Source organism: Bacillus sp. RC240, assembly GCF_044907945.1.
Classification (GTDB): Bacteria; Bacillota; Bacilli; order Bacillales; family Bacillaceae_G; genus Bacillus_A; species Bacillus_A mycoides.
On sequence record NZ_JBIYCT010000005.1, the window covers coordinates 254,302 to 272,398 of the forward strand.

Genomic DNA, 18,097 nt, shown 5'->3' on the forward strand with positions numbered 1-18,097 from the left:
ATGGCTTTTTCTATATAATATAATCTTTCCTTAAAACTATCTTAAAAGATAGGATGTCATATTTCTAATCATTGGTATTTTTGTTACAATATAAATGATTGTGTAAAACTTTGTAAAATGAGTGTAACAATGTAAGTGGGCATGAAATTTTCCGAAAGTTTTATATAATTAAATATCTATTAAACTATTAAGATATAAAAGGAGAGAGAATATGTTACCAAATACGGTTCGTACTCCAAACAAGAAGAAGAAATGGATTATCATCGGAGTTATTGCACTAATTGTTATTGTAGCAGCAGTTAATATTTTTGTTATGCAAGGTAAGAAGAAAGGTACGGCGAAGACAGATGCTGTAAGTTTTGAGAAAGTGACAGAGCGTAAGCTTAATAATACGAAATTAATTTCTGGTCAAGTGAAGCCAGGAAATATTGAAAGTTTCTATGCGGATCCGACTAAAGGAAAAGTGAAAGATATTGCGGTGAAAGAAGGACAAGAGGTAGAAAAGGGAACGAAATTATTCTCTTATGATAATGAAGAAATTAATCTTCAAATGAAGCAAGCTGATCTTGATCAGAAGATGGCTGATATGCGTTATGATCAAGGGAAAAAGAAGATTGATTCATTGAAGAAAGAAATTAAGAAGGTAAAAGATAGTGGGGCTGGGAAAGAAGTAACAGACCCAATGGAAGAGCAAGTAAGTGAGTTAGAAATGGCACAAAAGACAACTGATCTTGAGAAAGAAAAAGGGAAGTTACAAAAAGAAGAGTTAAGTAAAAAACAGAAAGAACTTACGATTTATAGTAATTTCACTGGTGTTGTACAGAAATTAGATAAGGATGCAGCGCAAAGTTCATCTCAGGCATTAGGTGGTCAAGGGAAAGCATTTTTACAAGTTGCTTCTAAAGATCCGTTCCAAGTTCAAGGGACTTTAACAGAGCTTCAAAAGTCACAAATTCAAAAAGATCAAACGTTCACTGTAACTGCGAAAGCAAATAATAAGAAAAAGTGGACAGGTAAGATTACGGAAGTAAGTGAATTCCCAACGAGTGCAGAGATGGCTCAAGCTGCTGGTGAGGGAACTCAAAATATGTCTCAATATACATATAAAGCAAGTCTTGATAGCCAAGATGGTTTATCTCCAGGTTATCACGTTTCTCTGCAAGTAAATTTAGAGAATAAGACGATGATTGCTGTTCCAAGTAAGAGCATTGTAGAAAAAGGCGAAGATGCATTTGTTTATATTGAAGAGAAAGGAAAGCTTCGTAAACAAAATGTGAAAAAAGGTTCTACTGATGGAGACTGGACAGAGATTGTTGAAGGCGCAACAGTGGGGCAAAAGGTGGTTAAAAATCCTTCCGACGACGTGTATGACGGAATGGAAGTGAAAGAGAAATGATTACGTTAAATAATATTGCTAAAACATATTATCAAGGAAAATTGGCAGTTCCGATTTTACATGGTATTAGTTTAACAATTCAAAGCGGTGAGTTCGTTTCTATTATGGGACCGTCTGGTTCTGGTAAATCAACGCTTATGAATATTATCGGTTGTTTAGATCGTCCAACAGAAGGTGAATATATGTTGAATGATGTGAATATCTTAACAGCAGACGAGTCAAAACTAGCTTTAATTCGTAATGAATATATCGGTTTTGTATTCCAGCACTTTAATTTGCTGCCGCGTCTTTCCGCAGTGGAAAACGTTGAACTTCCGCTCATCTACGGTGGAGTGAAGAAAGCAGAGCGTCGTCAAAGAGCTCTTGAAGCGCTTGGAAAAGTTGGATTATCAGATAGAGTAGACCATTTACCTAGTGAATTATCAGGTGGACAGAAGCAACGTGTCGCTATTGCGAGGTCGATTGCGAATAATCCAACGTTCATTATGGCCGATGAGCCGACAGGTGCGCTTGATACGAAGTCTGGTGCACAAGTTATGGATATTTTCACGAAGCTCAATGCAGAAGGTACGACGATTGTTATGGTTACGCATGAAGAAGAGGTAGCGGCGTATTCTTCCCGCCGCATTGTACTGCGAGACGGGAAAATTACAGAAGATAGAAGGTGTGCAGTATGAGTTTACTAGATAGTATAAAAATTGCCCTATCTTCTATTTTAGCTCATAAACTGCGTTCAGCTCTTACGATGCTCGGTATTATTATTGGTGTTGGTTCTATTATTACTGTCGTTGCGATTGGGCAAGGCGGGGAAGCGATGCTGAAGTCGAAATTCGCAGGTTCTGGTGGTAATAACCTTATGCCAATTCAATTTAAACCAGATATTAATGATGAGTTTGCTATAGGTGGATTTCAAATACCGAAGTTAACTGAAGAGGATATTTTGGAAGTAAAACAAGTGAAAGATGTTTCACACGTTATTACGACAAACCAGAATTCAGAGGTACTTGATGTAAATGATAAAAAAGCAAATCTAAATGTTATTGGTCTTGATAATGAATATTTTGCGGTTAATAAAGTAAAGGTCGTAAAGGGACGTACTTTAAATGAATCCGATATTTCTCATGCAAATAACGTTGTGATGATTAGTACAAAAACAGAAGAGACGTTATTTAAGGACGTAAACCCAGTTGGACAAATTATTGAGATGAAGGGGCAGCCAATGCAAATTATTGGTGTGTATACATCTGACAATGAGTTTATGGGATTTGAAATGGAGGAAGCGTTAATTCCCCTTACTTTATGGCCTGTTTTATACGGAACAGATGAGATTCAAAGTATAGCAATTCAATCTAAAAATGTAGACAATTTAGAATCAGCAGGGAAACAAGCTGTTGATGTATTAAATAGTCGTAAGCCAAGTGAAATTCCAGGTAAATATGAGCTGGTGAATTTAAAAGAGTTCCAAGAAAATGTTTCTAAAGTTACTAATATCATGACGATGATCATCGGCGGTATCGCTGGTATTTCATTAGTCGTTGGTGGTATTGGAGTTATGAACATCATGCTCGTATCTGTAACGGAGCGTACGCGTGAAATTGGGGTACGTAAAGCACTTGGAGCAACGCGTAGTAAAATTTTATTACAGTTTTTAATTGAAGCAGTTATGTTAACGCTTCTAGGTGGTTTAATCGGAATTGGTCTTGGGTATGGCGGGGCATATATCGTTTCCACATTTGCGAAGTGGCCACCGCTCGTTTCATGGGAAGTTGTCGTTGGGGGCGTATTGTTCTCTATGACACTAGGTATTATCTTCGGATTAATTCCAGCGAACAAAGCTGCGAAGTTAGATCCGATTGAAGCACTGCGTTATGAGTAATTTACTAGTGTATTAGAGAGAAAACTCTCTAATACACATTACCGTTCTAGTGGGCGGTTCGTAGCCTCTTGCATGAGGATGTGAACCGCCCGTTAGAACGGGTTATATAAATAGAAGGAGGCGTTATGATGGAAGCGAATTTGAATACGCAAAAAGTTGGTGGAGAGAAGCCGTCATTATTTGGAATGATTACATCTCCAGGTTTGCAGTTTGAGAGAATGAAAACGAGTAATGCTGTATGGGGTGCGTTTTGGATACTTGTTTTATTAGGAGCAGTTATTGGTGGACTTGCTGCTTATGTAGGCTCCTTAACCCCAGAAGCTATTAAGCTTAATAAGGAGTTAGGTTTTGACGTTCCACCTGCAGTGACGTTTGGTATGGGATTCGGAATTGGTGCTTTAGGTATGGGGATAAGTTTCTTCATTAGTGCAGCGGTGTATAAAGTATTAATGATGTTTATGAGCAATGATACTTCTTATAAGAAATTATTAACGATTAGTGTGTATTCAAGCATTATTTCATTACTTGGTTTATTAATAAACACAGTATTAGCACTTGTTTTAGGCGGATCAGGGAAAGAAATGTATACTGGTTTAGGACCGATTTTTGCTTCAAGTGGTGGTGTTGCAAAAGGTATTGCAAATAGCATTGAAGTGTTCACGATTTGGGGATTTGTTATTACATGGTTAGGTCTTCAAATTACGGCTGGTTTAAGTAAAAAGAAAGCAACAATTCTTATGGTTGTCTTCTTTATCTTAACTATTGGATTTGGCGCAGTAAAAGGAATGTTCCAATAATAGTGATGTTTTACGTCACTAGAAAATAATGCAGCAATTATTTTTATAATTGCTGCATTATTTTTGTAAGGAGAGATAAATATGCTTAAGAAGTTTTTAGCAAATGTTTTGTTTATGTTAGTCGTAACGTTGTTAGCTGTAGAATATATGCCGAATAAAAATCCTTATATATTTGTTGGGGTTACAAGCTGTATTTTAGCTACTGGTTTATATGCGATCGATAGATTTTTCAAAAGCGTAGCTAAAGAGTAATATAGTTTGCCAATATATAAACAAAAGGTTGCTTCTAATGTATAGGAGGAACCTTTTTTATTTTTACCCCTATTTCAAATACCCCTATTAGAATTTCAAATACTGCCTAGTGTAATTTCAAATTACGGCAGCAGTATTTAAAATTACCCACAATGAAATTTCCTTTCTCATTTTATATTGTAGAGGTACCGCGGAATACTTAAGAGGTATACCTTTTAGAAACGGGCACTGTGTGAAGCCAGCAACTTTTGCAGATACGGTTGTTTTGTATGAAGGTATGATTGTAAATCAAATAAAGAGGTTAAATATTTACCAGGATTATGAAGAGTATTATCAATGTGGTTTAATTGGTCTTTGGCATGCGTATGAAAGGTATGAGGAGGAGAAAGGGAGTTTTCCTGCTTATGCGGTTGTAACGGTACGTGGTTATATATTGGAGAGGTTGAAGAAAGAATGCGTAGTGCAAGAGCGCTATGTATGCACGGACGAGTATGAGGAACGATTTGAGTGTGACGATGCTGGAACGAGGGCGAAGGACTTTATGAGTGTGTTAGATGAGAGGGAGAAGCATATCATTTCAGAGCGATTTTTTACAGGGGAAAATATGGGAGAGATAGCTTCTGAAATGGGGATGACGTACTATCAAGTGAGATGGGTATATCGACAAGCACTTGAGAAAATGAGAGATAGTGTAAGGGGATAAGAATAATAAGTAGAATGGAAGGCAAAGGAAATATTGCGTTCCATTCTATTTATTTTAAGGCAGTAAATGTGGCAAGGGGTTTTTTAAGTGTAGTGAATCTTTTATGTTCATTCGGGATAATATATGTCCAGCTTTCAAAAATTGTTGCTGTAACTTATGAGAGCCTATTTGTATTGTTATGGTAGTTCCGTTAAAAAAATGAATGTTTGCTTTGTTAGTTTTTTTGGGAAACTCTATCTCCTCTATATGGTTATAGAACAACCAAATGCAGTTTGGAGAAGAAGGAGATTCTGTAGGGAAAACGCAAATATATTCTTTGTGATTAATCGGAATTGGAACATTTTGTTTGAGCTTAAAGTTTATTTGGACTGCATGACGTCTACCTTGATAAGTAGAATGAACATGTGTTAGACAAGATTTCTTTATGAGTTGGATAGCTGTTTGGCAAGAGTACAGAGGGTTTCTGCTACTGTCGATAATTTTTGTCCGGTAATAAGGGTGTTTGCAAGGTTCGAGCATCATTGTAGAACTAGAAATAAAAATATCATTCTCATTATCCATGATTCTAAAATCCTCCCTTATAAAAATTGTTATTCTGAATATAATTATATACGAATTATGTAAAATTATTATAATCTTTTGTTTCGTATTGTAAATTTTTACGGTTCGTTTACAATCAATAGATGATAGTCTTTCTAATTTGCATCGCTTGTACATATATATGAAAATAGAAAAGAGTAGGCGGTGATATAGCATGAAGAAAAAGTATATTATTATGGCTCTAGCTGTTGTTCTCTTAGTTTATTTAGCAAACAGTAATCCGGGTAAGGGAGAATATACGGATTGGGCAGCAAAACAATTTATGAAGCGTAATGATGTGAGTAAGAAGCTAGAAGAGGTTGAGAAAGAAAACAAAGAGGGTATACTTGGCGACTTAGCATCGGCGGGAAAAAAATTGGCAAATAAGTATGTTGAACCACAAGTTGGATTATTAATTGAGCATTATACAAAGCGAAATGATTATATTTTCTTCTCAACATATACGACAGAGTTTGATTTAGGCGGAGAGAATTATAAGTATGTTTGTGTTGGTTTTTCAAACATCTTTATTCCAATTGAAATGCCGAAGAAAAAAGACGAATCTGCAAAATAATGCAGATTCGTCTTTTTGATTTACGGAGTGATTTGAACTTCAGATACGTTTTTTTCTATGAGGCGAGCCCCTTTTTTACGAGTATTTTCACTAATTGATGAAAATACAGATGAAGCAAGAATGGTATCCATTACTTGATTTACGACTAGTTCATTTACTGGTGTAATGGGATTATCGATAGACAAGACAACTGTTTTCCCATCTTCTTTCACGAAAACTAACTCTAGTACTTGCATGTTTTATTCCCTCCTTTTAATTATAGATTAGAAAGATCTGACGTGCTTACAAGTTGTACAGCGTGAAGTGATGATTGTTGTAGTGAAGCAAGAGCACGTGTTACTTCATGTACTTTTCCTAAATCTGCATTTGTTTTTACACGTTTGAATTGCTTGTTCTTAAAAACTGTTTTACCGTTTTTGTCTAATCCTCCGTTTAATACAAGGCGTAAAGTTAAATCCATTACGATTGTTTCAACTGCCATGTTTATCACCCCCTTTCACTTTATAAATAGGGTGTAAATGTCATGTTTTGGCGTGAAATTTTTTCTTTTTTTTGGTACTCTTAAAAGACTAAGAGAGGAGCTTTCGGGAGAATGAATCGTAAATGGTTATTTTGGATTCCTGTATTACTATGGATGGGGATTATTTTCTATTCTTCAGCACAGCCATATAAAAAACAGGATATGCGCTCGGATATTGAGCAATATGTAAATGTTGAGTTTGTGAAAGAGCATTTTTCATGGGTATCTATTGATTATGGTGGAGGTACGCCTGTTAGTATCGCAAATAAAGGTGTAGGTGGATTTGTTGAGTTTTTCCTTCGTAAAGGTGCTCATTTTATGGTGTTCTTTATGCTCGGTTCATTGACGTATTATGCTTTTCATCGATCGGGTTATTCGAGAAAAAGGTGCTTTGCATACGCCCTCCTTTTCGTTGCGGGGTATGCAACATTTGATGAAATTCATCAATGGTTTACAGGAGACCGTACACCGATGTGGCAAGATTCATTGCTTGATACGTGCGGCGGGTTAACAGGAATTATAATAAGCAATTGGTTTTGGCATAGAAAAAGGAGCTAATCTCAGTTAGAGATTTGCTCCTTTTTCATTTATCCACCTTATACGCCAAGTAATTCTTTTAGTTCGTCGGTTGATAGTTCGGTCATCCAACTATCGCTTGTAATGACGGCGTTGTTTAATGATTGTTTTCGTTCTAACATTTCATCAATCTTCTCTTCAAGTGTTCCCGTTGTAATAAGCTTATGAACGTGAACGAAGCGTTTTTGACCGATGCGATAAGCACGGTCTGTTGCTTGGTTTTCTACAGCTGGATTCCACCAACGATCATAGTGAATGACATGGTTGGCGGCAGTTAAGTTTAATCCTGTTCCGCCGGCCTTTAACGATAAGATGAAGATGTCATACGTTCCGTTTTGGAACTGCTCAATCATCTTGTCACGCTCTTTCTTCGGTACGCTCCCGTTTAAGAAGAGGACGCGCTGACCAAATGTTTCTTCTAACATACTTTTTAGCATGTTCCCCATGCCAATGTACTGAGTGAAGATTAAGCAACTTTCATTTTGGTCTTTTATATTTTCGATGAGCTCCATTACCGTTTTTGTTTTCATAGAGCGCTCGATGATATTTTGTGGTTCTTCTTCTTTCAAATAAAGGGCTGGGTGATTACAAATTTGTTTTAGCTTGTTCAGCATAAGTAATATAAATCCGCGTCTTTCAATTCCGCTTAATCCTTCTACATTTTGTAATGTGTCTTGAACAAGTTGTTCATATAAGGAAGCTTGTTCACCAGTTAGTGGACAATAAGCTTTCTGTTCTTGTTTATCTGGTAAGTTTAATGCGACCGTTTGATCTTTCTTCGTACGACGCAGTAAAAACGGCGAGATAAACCGCTGAACTTGCTGGATTTTTCCTTCATCGCGGTCCTTTTCAATCGGTGTGACGAAGCGGCGCTGGAATTGTCCTAAGCTTCCGAGATACCCATGATTGATAAAGTCGAAAATAGACCAAAGCTCAGCAAGTCGGTTTTCCATCGGTGTACCGGTTAAAGCAATTTTGTGATTTGCTTGTAGGTTTCTTACTGCTTTCGACTGTTTCGTATGTGGGTTTTTTATATTTTGTGCTTCGTCTAAAATAACAGCGTCCCAGCATAACGTACTAAGTTCTTCTTCATCAAGCTGAGCTAATGCATAAGAAGTTAATATAACATCTGCTGATTGAAGAAAATCTTTAAATGACTCATCCTTAGCTCGGTTACTACCATAGTGTAACTGAACACGTAAGCTTGGTGCGAAACGCTCAAACTCTTTTTGCCAATTTCCAAGGACTGATGTTGGTGCCACAATTAATGCAGGACCTGTTTGGAGATTGTTTTCTTTAGCGTATAGTAAGTAAGTTATCGTTTGAATACTTTTTCCGAGTCCCATATCATCGGCTAATAACGCTCCAAATCCAAGCTTTCGTAAGTATAGCAACCACTCAACACCGTGTTGTTGATACGGGCGGAGTGTTGCTTGTAGTGAAGATGGTACATCTACTTTTGGAATATCTCCAATGTGCAGAAGTTTTTGGAAAAGCTCTTCGTAATATCCATCTAGCTCGATTTCAATATCGGTAAACGGACTATCGTCTTCTACAATTTCTGTTTCTGCCGTATTAGATAAATGTTGCTGCAACACATCTTTCATTTCAAGTCCATATTTATCGGCACGGTGCATTAGTTTTTTTACTTCTTCAATAAAGGCAGGATCAAGTCTCATCCATTGACCATTTAAATTGAAAAGACGTTTGTTTTGTTCAACGAGTTCGAAAAATTCGCTTTCTGATAAATCAATTCCGTCCGTTGAAATGCGCCAGTCGAAATTAACGAGCGTATTCATGCCGAAGAAAGACTGTGTTTGTGCTGTACTTTGCTTCAGCTGTACACGCAACCTCGGTTTTGTTGCTTTTAAATTTTGCCACCATGATGGTAGTAAAATTGTAATACCTGCTGCCAGTAATTCATTACTTGCTTCGGTTAAGAAGTTCCAAGCTTCCGTTTCAAAGAGTTCTTCCCGGAACTTGTCGTCCTCTTTTATCCACGGTACGAGCTTACTGAATCCTTCTTGTGTTTCAAGGATACGTTCTTCGTAATCGTGCCATCGTTTTGGCAAGGAATCGATACTTTCATATACATATATGCGATGCGCACCACGTTTTGGTGTAACGATTGTTTCAAGCTTCCACATTTCAAGTTCTTCTTGCGGTTCTTGTAGTCTTAAGCCGACTGTAAATGGAAGGTCATCTTCAATGTAACCAATTTTTCGAAGCCAATCTTCTTCATGTAGTGCTGCTTCCAATTGCCTTTTCGTAAAGTCGTAATGTTCATATAGTCTCTTTGCATCTTCCCATCCGTCATTTGAGCGAGCATCTTGCAAAATACTTTCGTTCACAGCGGCAGAGAAAAGAGATGCTAACATGTCATCTTCAATTGAGGTATTCTGAACTTTCCAAGATGGCTGCTGAGACCAATGCTTCATGTCAGGTGCGAAGCTGCCGCTGACGAAAGCGTCCCATAATTCACTTGCGTCCTTTGTAAGTGCCGTAATAGGACCGTTCATTTGCATATTTGCAAATGAATTCATCGGTTTATTTGCGATGTATTCAAATGCCTGGGCATTCGTTAACATAACGCCTTGTTTTCCCTCGTACGTTGCTTCTTTTAAAAACGTTCCGTAGAAAGAAGTAGAGTGCCATGCGAATGCATTTTTTTTCCAAGTTGCTACGGATAAGAGAGTACCGCTATCATCTTCTCCCCAAAGGAACCAACCTTGACTAACGTGCTGGAGCCTAATTGTTACTTCAGTTTGTATGATCATCGATTAATTTTCCTCTCCGTAATTCCTCTTGTAGTGCACGCAGACGTGAATGTAAGTTAGCGATATGAATAATGAAAGCATCCCATTCATCAGTTCGCTTCAGTCGTTTATAAAGCATACGTAATTTCTTTAAGTAACGAACGGCACGTTTATATGATTTGCGATTTCGCTCTTCAATTGCTTCCATTGCGGCATGGTGATAGAGAGGAAGTGCTGCTTCGGGCGCTTCTTTTTCAATATCTTTCAATGGTTCTTTCAAAAGTTCGATTACTTCGAATCCATATAAGAGCTGAAGTTCTGTCCATGCATGGTATTGTTTCTTCGCAAGTACATATTGTTCATAATTTGTGAAACTATACGGTAATAGTTCTTGTAAAATCATTTCTAATCCCGCTTGTTCATTCGTATGCGTTGCATATGTCTCATACATCATCACAAATAATCGAACGATATCTTGTATGAAGACGGTATTTTCTTGTTCCGTTATCGTTTCTTTTACTTGTTTATAAGTAAAGGAAAGCCAATCTTTAGCGCGGTCCCACTCCATCGCACTTAATAACTCTTCTAACCAATAGAAGTAAAGGCTCACAACAGAAGAAGGCTGTTTTTCCAGTAATTCCATTGCCGATACATCTTCACCGTTTAAAAAGAGCAGGTGAGAAGATGCTAATGCTTTGGAAAGTGGATTGATTTTAGTATCGATTCGTTTTTTTTCTTCTTGTAGCTGCTCTTCTGTTCTTAACAGTTCACCCCATACGTGACGATAAATGAAGAATCGCTCTTGTGTATAGGCATCGGTAGAGAAGAATGATTCATGTATGAGCCGCGCTGTTTCTTCTAAAATCGGTTTGGATTCTTCTGGAATCGCCTCTGTTTTTAGGTCCCTAACGGTAGATTCAACTTTATCAACGAATAGGCGAACGACGTTAACTGGTTGGTGATAAGAATATAGTTTGTTTGCTTCAAATTCTTGAATTTCTTCTAATAATTTTTGAAAGCAATAAAGTGCCGCGTGCAACTTAAATAATTCATGAATAGCAACGATGCGCGGAGCTTTCCGTTCTAATTTTGTATAGAAGTCTGTAAAAAGACTCATAAGAAAATACATTTGTTTATAAGTGAGCCGCGCTTGTTCTTTTTTAAATGATTCATATTCATTTTCAAAGTATGTTTGCCAACTTTTATAATCCATTTCTTCAAAAGCTGATGATTGCAATACTTGTCGTGCAGTTCGAATAGGAGGAAGAGAAGGTTTTGTATTATTTTTGAATAAAGTTAATACATCTCCTACTTGCCCAAAACTAGAAGCTGCAGATAGTAACACAGCAAGCATATGCTGACATTGCGTTGGCGCGAAGCAATCGCAATAGCTTTCAGTGACATTACGAATCGGGATGTGAACGCTATATACACTGCCTTCAGCATTTACAGTTCCGGATAGCGTATAGCCATCAAAGTCAACGTTATAGACAACACCACTACGATATAGTTGCCGAGCTGTAGCGACATGCTCTTGATCAGCAACTTGCTGTGGATCAAGCCCTTGAACGAACTCATTCGCAATCATCATAATTTCATCTTTCGTAATTGAGTCTTGCAGCATAATATTCCTCCGTACACAGATTTCTTTCCTTTACCATTATAAACAAAAAATGCTCAAAACAGAAAAAATGAAATTTGGATTACAAAAAAGGATGTTGCCTAGTTGAACTTTCCTACTAGGTAGCATCCTTTTTGGGAATTAAGAGCGTGATTCTTGTAATACCGCTTTTACATATGGATCATGTAATATTTGTTTTATAATTGGTAACATGTTTTGCTCGAATGGAATATCAATAGGGAATGGCTTTTGAGAGCCTGGTTTTATTCCGTATTGTACGAGTTTGTAATGTGTATTTTCTTCAGACTTGAGCACAATTAATTTATAGCGATTGTCATCACTTGCGAGTGAGAAGTCAATTGCGATAGCATCATATGTTATATCATCTTTATATATGTACGGTTTTGGTGTACCGACCCAGTCTACCTTAGCTTGTAAATTCATGGACGTCACCTCCTTATATGTATTATATAAAAAATAAAAGCCAGCTCTCAATAAAGAGAACCGGCTGTAACTTAGCAGTCATTGGTTATTTTAAAATTTTCACTTTAACAGTTTTGCGTCCCCATTTGTTAGCAGCGCTATCTGATCCAAGTAGAATGTCGATACGGTTACCTTTAATTGCACCGCCAGTATCACCAGCGATTGCTTCTCCATAACCTTCTACCCATACTTTAGATCCTAATGGGATTACTTTCGGGTCAACAGCGATCATTTTCATGTTTGGGTTCGCTGTTAGGTCATGACCCATTGCAGTTAATACACGGCCGCCGTATGTGCCACCGTTTTCGCTCGGATGAGCTGTATATGCTGTAGCTACAACTGTTAACTCACGACCATTAGAAGGTTCGCTAGTTTCAGCAGCTTTCACAGCAGGCTTAGCAGCTGTTTTTACTGGTGCAGGTGCTTGAGCCTTAGCTGCTGCTTGAGCCTTAGCTGGTGCTTGAGCTTTAGCAGGAGCAGGTGTTTCTTGTTTCTCAATAACAGGTGCTGTACCTGTTAAGAAAGGAACATGAACATAAGCCGTTTTCCCGTTATATTCAAATTGTAACCACTCATTTTGTACTTGGTTCGTTGTTTCGATCATATCGTCTTTCTTAAGCGTTCCAAGAATTTCTGAGTTTGTGTTCGCTTCAGCACGTACATTTAATACGTTAGCTGTTACATAGTAAGAGTTCTTTGTAAACTCTGCACTTACGAATGCGTCTTTACCATCTAATTTGATTTGTGACCATCCGTTTTCTGTATTTAGAACATCTAATTTATGACCATTCTGTAATTTACCGACAACTTTTGATTCAGTAGTAGGGTTTTCTCGTACGTTTAGTACGTCTGTTGTTACAACAGTTTCTGCATTAGCAGATGCGGTGAAAATCCCAAGACCAAAAACTGCTGCTGTTGCTATTCCAATTAATTTTTTCATGATAGCCTCCATTGCGTTTGTTTTCGTGTCCTCATTATAGCAACAGATTTTTTCGGATTTTGGGAAAACACACAATTACAAACCATTCGTAATAAGTCGTTAACACTTTGTAATATAGCTAGAATGAGAGGAAAGCGTTTTTCATTCCATATAATTAGTAGGTTTCTAGTTATATTCAAAATATTTAATACAACGTATTTTTTTCGGCGTAAATAAAAATATTACAAGGGTGTTACATAATGATTACTATACAGTTACATTCCTTGAGTATTTTACCGTTTTATGGGTAATATAGTTATATAAACATAAACATCTCGTTTGTGAAGTTATAAACACGCGCTATATACTAGCAAAAAACCGCATAATTGTTACAAGAAGAAAGGGTTGTAAAGAATAAATCTGCCCTTTTTTAAAACTGTAACACATCCTTTTTTGGGAAAATCTCTTCCCATCCGCATTTTTCTCACACAATTTGACAGTAGTATTCCAATCTTGTAGCTCTTGCAGAGTGGAAAGGTTGTACGGAAGGTAAGGCTGTCCATAAGAACTCTAATTGGTGAAGGCAAACTTGAGAGAGCCGAAAGAAAATCACCACAAAAAACTATGGTTTTCTATCCGATTTAACATATCGGAATTTATGATTTTTACAAGAAATGAAACATACGAAGGGGGATTTGATGAGGAAACTGACGAAAACATTTATTGTCTCATTAACATTATGTATTGCATTTACACTTTGGGGGATTATTCCCGAATCTATTATTGGAAAAGGTAGCTTAGGAAATGTAACGACTATAATTCAAGCTGCGTTAGTTAGTAAGTTTGGATGGTTCTATATTATTTCCGTTTCTATTTTCTTAGGAATTGCTATTTTCTTAATTGTTTCTAAGTACGGTTCGATTCGTTTAGGTAAAGATGATGATGAACCTGATTATAGTTATATGACATGGTTTGCTATGTTATTTAGTGCCGGTATGGGAATCGGTTTGGTTTTCTGGGGCGTCGCAGAACCGATGAACCATTTATACACACCTCCGTTTGGAGAGAGTGCGACTGAAGAGAGTGCACGCCTTGCACTTCGTTTCTCATTTTTCCATTGGGGATTACATCCGTGGGGATTATATGCACTTGTAGCATTATGTATTGCGTATTTTACATTTAGAAAAGGAAGAGCAAGTACAATTAGTGCGGCGGTCGGTCCGCTATTTAAAGGCGGTGAACATGGCCGTATTGCCCATATGTTTGATGTTCTAGCTGTGTTTGCAACAGTATTTGGTGTGGCGACATCATTAGGACTTGGGGCAAAGCAAATTGCGGGTGGTGTTAGTTATTTAACATCCATTCCAAACTCATTACCGACACAGCTAGTAATCATCGGAATTGTAACTGTTCTTTATATGCTATCTGCGCAAACGGGACTCGATAAAGGAATTAAATATTTAAGTAATGCGAATATTATTTTAGCGTTTGCACTTATGATAATTGTATTATTTGCAGGTCCAACAAACTTTATTATGAATTATTTCACTTCAACAATCGGTTCATACATTCAAGAATTGCCAAGTATGAGTTTCCGTTTAAGTCCATTAAATGAAGGCGGAAATCAATGGATTCAGTCATGGACAATTTTCTACTGGGCATGGTGGATTGCATGGTCACCATTCGTAGGTACGTTTATTGCTCGTGTGTCACGCGGGCGTACAATTCGTGAATTTGTTGTTGGTGTGTTACTCGTACCAACAGTAATTGGTGCGCTTTGGTTCTCTGTTTTCGGAGGAACAGGTATTCACATGGAGCTATTTGATGGTGCAAATATATATGGACAAATTAAAGAAATGGGCACAGAAGTAGGATTGTTTGCTATGTTAGACCAAATGGGTAGTATAGGACCGGCTTTATGTGTGTTAGCTATTTTACTTATTTCAACATTCTTTATTACATCGGCAGACTCTGCTACGTTTGTTCTAGCGATGTTAACGACACATGGTAGCTTAAACCCACCAAATCGTATTAAAATGGTTTGGGGTATTGTTCTAGCGGCGTTAGCTTCGATTTTATTGTATGTCGGAGGATTAGAGGCGCTGCAAACTGCGTCGATTATTGCGGCCTTCCCGTTCGTATTTGTTATTTTCTTTATGATTGCAGCACTATTTAAAGAGTTGCAAAAAGAAGGACGTATGAAACAACATTAATAATAGAAGAAAAAAATTCTGTATATATAAATAGTATTAGGACTGCCGACATTCGGCAGTCCTTTTTCACTGTTCTATACTATTGTAGGAAAAGCATTACTTTGTTGCGGAATAGATATCGGTAATTTAAAAAGAAAAATCGATATAGTTCGACAATATCCGATATTTTACACATTATATTCATATTTTTGACAAAAATATGTCGGAAATGTGTTGTTACTTTTATGTATATGTGCTATATTATTTCCTGTAAGCGATTTCAAATAGTTTTAAAGCGCATTCAAGGGGGACAACTAGAATAATGAAACGTTACGAAAGAAAGTGGAAGCATATTTGTTTGAAACGTGTGGCACATCGAAATGCCCAAGAAAGCACGGAACCAAAGACTGAAACTCGTAAAGAGCATCAAGAGAAGCAATTGGTTCTACAAAAATAGCAATCACTTTTTCGTATATAAATGAAGGTCGATCGTTCGTTGGGGGATGGACGTGAAATAACTTTCAGCTAAGGGGTATTGTCTGATATATATAGTATTACGGTAAAAAATAAGCACAGAGCATACGGCGCTCTGTGCTTATTTTTTAATGAAATCTATTTTTCTTTTTTAAATCGTACCGTTTTATCCCAACCAATTACTTGTTTCTTGCTCTTTGCACGTAAGTAAAGAATGAGACTGCGAATAAACAAATACGTAAAGAGCTGTGCGTACGTAAAGTACATAATGACGCTTATGAAAATATTGGTCGGTGTAAAGGTTCGTTCGACGCTCTGGGCACTAAATAATTGAGAAACATATGTAATATATGCGACATACCACATAAATAGTAATGGAATGCTATATTGAATTTGGAATATGCCGAGCAGTCCAATTACAAACCAAACGTTTGAAATGATTAGGAATAGCCAAAATACGACATACACTAAAACTTGTTGTAAGGAATGGACGAGAAGTTTTCCTTTAAAGAAGCTTAACGAAGAAAACATTTTTTCTAAAATGTATAAGTTTCCTTGAAGCCAACGTGTCCGCTGTTTTATAAGGATTTTTAAATGTTCAGGTTCTTGTTCCCATGTAATCGATTCCGGGACGATTGGTAAGAGATAGCCCTTTTGGGTAATTCTTAATGTTAATTCGGCATCCTCTGCAATTGCATAAGGATCATAGCCGCCAAGTTCTTCTAATGCGGAACGACGAAGAAGCATGTTTGTTCCGGTTAGTGAACCTGTTTGGAATAATAGCCAGCGTCCAGATTGCATAAGGAGCTGGAAAATCTGAAATTCTAATGAAATCATTCGTGTAAGCCAGTTTCTTTTCTCATTTACTGTACGAACGTGTCCAACTGCTCCAACGGCATCCTTTGTTGTTTCAGCATGTTCTACGAGCATTCGCAGTGCATGTGGTTCAGGTTGATTATCTGCATCGTAAACACAGAAATATTCACCATCCGAAATGCTAAGGCCGTAGTTTAATACACGCGATTTTCCTTTCGGTTCGCCAGGTGGTACACGAATGTGATGAATATGAGCATAAGCTTTGTCGAAATCATCTCCAATTTCAGGTGTTTCATCTTGAGAGTTATCGTTTAATAAATAAACGTTTAGTTTGCCTGGGTATTCAATCTTTGCCATTGCTTCTAATGTATCTTTAATAACAACCCCTTCATTATGGGCAGGTATTAAAATATCTACACTTGGATAATGTTCTAGCGTACGATCTTTTCGTTTACTATTTCGATGAATTAAACCCGCAATTGTTAAGAAAGAGTAATAAACGAGTAAACCAGAGAATAGAAAGGCCGTAAAAATCAATACATATTTAATTGAAAATGTGATGCTGATCCAGAAAACAAGTACACAAAACAAAATAAATAAAAGAAGCATAACGAGTGTCATCATAATGTGATATGTCCTTTTGTATTGATTTGTTCTCGTTTTATTTTAATATCTTGAATTGCTTCAGCAGCAAGCCATTGTGCCATTTTTGGATGTAGACGGTTCATTACAATGTCAGCACCGGCTTCATTTGTATTTTGTAATAAAATAACTAATGTGTTGCTGTCATATTCAGCAGCAAGGTCAAAGTCAGCTCTGACTGTATCAACTAATAATGAAGCTACACGATCCATGACACTTTCTTTCGTATATTTACTAAAGGAAGTGAAATCAAAGAAAATGATAATGCCTGTTTCATTACGACGATTCATCGCAGTTGTTAATAAAGCTTGTCGTCTTTCGAATTCTTGTCTTGTTAATAATTTTGATTCTCCAATGTATTGCTCAAGCACTCTTACCCGTTCAGTTAACTCTTTATTTTTAAGGATAACCTTTTTTAATAGATGGGTTGAAATATAAACAATGAAGAAGTTAGCTGCCATCAGGAAGTGGGTAATAATATATTCCCATTGATCTGATGTACTCCATAAGTGAAGCCACGCTTGATAAAATAAATAGAATACTGAAATGATTGTTCCCAGTATGAAGAAAATAAATGCTGTTTTATCAGGTAAAAATAAGAATAGTACATTTATGATGACATATATAATTGTAAAAATGAGCGCGTGCTCATATTTCGTCACATGTACAGTAGTAAAATAAAATAAAATTTGTAAAATCCACATAGAGAGGACTTTATAGGACTTATCTTTCACGAAACTTTCCTCCTTAAAAATAATTCGTGCTGGATATTTGTAGTATGCACAATTATTAAGAAATGACCATGTAGCTGGAAGTTTTTTGGGGCGAGATACATCAAGTAGTATCCCTCTTTTATAAGAAAAAATAAACAGACATACTAATTATTGCAACATAGCGTCTTCACATCTATATATAAAGTAT

The 18,097-nt window shown here is 36.9% G+C and carries 19 protein-coding genes; 10 read left to right on the forward strand and 9 right to left on the reverse strand.

Going from position 1 to position 18,097, the window contains the following annotated elements:
* The first annotated feature begins 211 nt into the window (after window positions 1–211).
* The 6 genes from ABH955_RS18650 to ABH955_RS18675 all read left to right on the forward strand — a co-directional run bounded on the left by ABH955_RS18650 (window position 212) and on the right by ABH955_RS18675 (window position 5,024).
* On the forward strand, window positions 212–1,396 hold the full coding sequence (locus ABH955_RS18650; RefSeq protein ID WP_098167550.1) for an efflux RND transporter periplasmic adaptor subunit: 1,185 nt from the start codon (window positions 212–214) through the stop codon (window positions 1,394–1,396).
* On the forward strand, window positions 1,393–2,073 hold the full coding sequence (locus tag ABH955_RS18655) for an ABC transporter ATP-binding protein (RefSeq protein ID WP_002089682.1): 681 nt from the start codon (window positions 1,393–1,395) through the stop codon (window positions 2,071–2,073). Before ABH955_RS18650 ends, ABH955_RS18655 begins: the two co-directional genes overlap by 4 nt.
* Window positions 2,070–3,272 (forward strand): ABC transporter permease, encoded by a 1,203-nt coding sequence (locus ABH955_RS18660; RefSeq protein ID WP_002089681.1) that lies wholly within the window; start codon window positions 2,070–2,072, stop codon window positions 3,270–3,272. The genes ABH955_RS18655 and ABH955_RS18660 overlap by 4 nt, the downstream gene beginning before the upstream one ends.
* Window positions 3,273–3,400: 128 nt before the next feature.
* The gene (gene yknW / locus ABH955_RS18665; protein ID WP_404491458.1) at window positions 3,401–4,069 is read left to right on the forward strand and encodes a YknW family membrane protein; all 669 of its coding nucleotides are present in this window, start codon (window positions 3,401–3,403) and stop codon (window positions 4,067–4,069) included.
* An 81-nt stretch (window positions 4,070–4,150) separates the two neighbouring features.
* Window positions 4,151–4,321: a hypothetical protein gene (locus ABH955_RS18670; RefSeq protein ID WP_181777898.1), complete on the forward strand. Its 171-nt coding sequence runs from the start codon at window positions 4,151–4,153 to the stop codon at window positions 4,319–4,321.
* 232 nt (window positions 4,322–4,553) lie between these two features.
* Window positions 4,554–5,024, forward strand: a complete 471-nt coding sequence (locus ABH955_RS18675; protein WP_404491459.1) for a sigma-70 family RNA polymerase sigma factor — start codon at window positions 4,554–4,556, stop codon at window positions 5,022–5,024.
* A gap of 54 nt (window positions 5,025–5,078) precedes the next feature.
* Here ABH955_RS18675 and ABH955_RS18680 read toward each other — a convergent pair whose 3' ends face one another.
* Window positions 5,079–5,585, reverse strand: coding sequence for a competence protein ComK (locus ABH955_RS18680; protein ID WP_404454680.1), 507 nt, complete (start codon window positions 5,583–5,585; stop codon window positions 5,079–5,081).
* Between the two features lie 193 nt (window positions 5,586–5,778).
* Here ABH955_RS18680 and ABH955_RS18685 point away from each other — a divergent pair, with 193 nt between their 5' ends.
* Window positions 5,779–6,177, forward strand: coding sequence for a DUF4359 domain-containing protein (locus ABH955_RS18685; protein WP_002034805.1), 399 nt, complete (start codon window positions 5,779–5,781; stop codon window positions 6,175–6,177).
* Window positions 6,178–6,197: 20 nt separating this feature from the next.
* Here ABH955_RS18685 and ABH955_RS18690 read toward each other — a convergent pair whose 3' ends face one another.
* Window positions 6,198–6,413, reverse strand: coding sequence for a DUF2922 domain-containing protein (locus ABH955_RS18690; RefSeq protein WP_002089673.1), 216 nt, complete (start codon window positions 6,411–6,413; stop codon window positions 6,198–6,200).
* 20 nt (window positions 6,414–6,433) lie between these two features.
* Window positions 6,434–6,658, reverse strand: a complete 225-nt coding sequence (locus ABH955_RS18695) for a DUF1659 domain-containing protein (RefSeq protein WP_404491460.1) — start codon at window positions 6,656–6,658, stop codon at window positions 6,434–6,436.
* Between the two features lie 111 nt (window positions 6,659–6,769).
* On the opposite strand from ABH955_RS18695, the gene ABH955_RS18700 reads away from it, so the two are divergent.
* A complete protein-coding gene (locus ABH955_RS18700) occupies window positions 6,770–7,255 on the forward strand; it encodes a VanZ family protein (protein WP_404454676.1) in 486 nt (161 codons plus the stop codon).
* A 38-nt stretch (window positions 7,256–7,293) separates the two neighbouring features.
* On the opposite strand, the gene ABH955_RS18705 is transcribed toward ABH955_RS18700, so the two are convergent.
* From ABH955_RS18705 to ABH955_RS18720, 4 genes are all read right to left on the reverse strand, one after another.
* The gene (locus ABH955_RS18705; RefSeq protein WP_404491461.1) at window positions 7,294–10,050 is read right to left on the reverse strand and encodes a DEAD/DEAH box helicase; all 2,757 of its coding nucleotides are present in this window, start codon (window positions 10,048–10,050) and stop codon (window positions 7,294–7,296) included.
* Entirely contained in the window at window positions 10,034–11,653 is a 1,620-nt protein-coding gene (locus ABH955_RS18710) for an SWIM zinc finger family protein (protein WP_113936229.1), read from the reverse strand. Before ABH955_RS18710 ends, ABH955_RS18705 begins: the two co-directional genes overlap by 17 nt.
* A gap of 138 nt (window positions 11,654–11,791) precedes the next feature.
* Window positions 11,792–12,094: a DUF3910 family protein gene (locus ABH955_RS18715; RefSeq protein WP_404491463.1), complete on the reverse strand. Its 303-nt coding sequence runs from the start codon at window positions 12,092–12,094 to the stop codon at window positions 11,792–11,794.
* A gap of 85 nt (window positions 12,095–12,179) precedes the next feature.
* The gene (locus ABH955_RS18720) at window positions 12,180–13,073 is read right to left on the reverse strand and encodes a cell wall-binding protein EntA (protein WP_404491465.1); all 894 of its coding nucleotides are present in this window, start codon (window positions 13,071–13,073) and stop codon (window positions 12,180–12,182) included.
* 677 nt (window positions 13,074–13,750) lie between these two features.
* Here ABH955_RS18720 and opuD point away from each other — a divergent pair.
* Both opuD and ABH955_RS18730 read left to right on the forward strand, forming a co-directional pair.
* On the forward strand, window positions 13,751–15,265 hold the full coding sequence (gene opuD, locus ABH955_RS18725) for a glycine betaine transporter OpuD (RefSeq protein WP_113936233.1): 1,515 nt from the start codon (window positions 13,751–13,753) through the stop codon (window positions 15,263–15,265).
* A gap of 301 nt (window positions 15,266–15,566) precedes the next feature.
* The gene (locus ABH955_RS18730) at window positions 15,567–15,701 is read left to right on the forward strand and encodes a hypothetical protein (RefSeq protein WP_002068447.1); all 135 of its coding nucleotides are present in this window, start codon (window positions 15,567–15,569) and stop codon (window positions 15,699–15,701) included.
* Between the two features lie 155 nt (window positions 15,702–15,856).
* On the opposite strand, the gene ABH955_RS18735 is transcribed toward ABH955_RS18730, so the two are convergent.
* Complete coding sequence (locus ABH955_RS18735) at window positions 15,857–17,158, reverse strand: glycosyltransferase family 2 protein (RefSeq protein WP_340814356.1); 1,302 nt, start codon at window positions 17,156–17,158, stop codon at window positions 15,857–15,859.
* Window positions 17,155–17,910, reverse strand: a complete 756-nt coding sequence (locus ABH955_RS18740) for a diguanylate cyclase domain-containing protein (RefSeq protein ID WP_201053373.1) — start codon at window positions 17,908–17,910, stop codon at window positions 17,155–17,157. Before ABH955_RS18740 ends, ABH955_RS18735 begins: the two co-directional genes overlap by 4 nt.
* Between the last annotated feature and the right edge of the window lie 187 nt (window positions 17,911–18,097).